This is a genomic window from Pseudoalteromonas sp. SIMBA_162 (genome assembly GCF_046535955.1).
Lineage (GTDB): Bacteria > Pseudomonadota > Gammaproteobacteria > Enterobacterales > Alteromonadaceae > Pseudoalteromonas > Pseudoalteromonas marina.
On sequence record NZ_JAWJBQ010000536.1, the window covers coordinates 1 to 265 of the forward strand.

General features: G+C 54.3%; 1 protein-coding gene. It reads right to left on the minus strand.

The features are described 5' to 3' along the window. Positions 1 to 190: recombinase family protein (locus tag R0J88_RS20820; RefSeq protein ID WP_410900998.1), on the minus strand; the 190-nt coding region annotated here is incomplete at its 3' end. Positions 191 to 265: the final 75 nt, after the last annotated feature.

A 265-nucleotide genomic window follows, 5' to 3' on the forward strand; every position in this document is an offset into this window, starting at 1 on the left:
CGCCGTCTTCCATCTTGAGGAGCAATTCCGCAAACCCCGGTCGCTGGTCCGCGCTGACGCTGCCGGATATGCTCTCCGTAATGACCCGGCGCTTGTCGACGGAGAAGCCAGCTGCCTCGATCTCACGAAGTTGGTTAGCTGCAGTCTGATCAGTCGTGCTGACGCGAGCGTATGCGAAGGTCCGTGACATGCTGCACTCTCAATGTGTACGAAATGGATGTACGAATCATACCGTATGTACGTAAATCATCAAGCCTTATTTTCG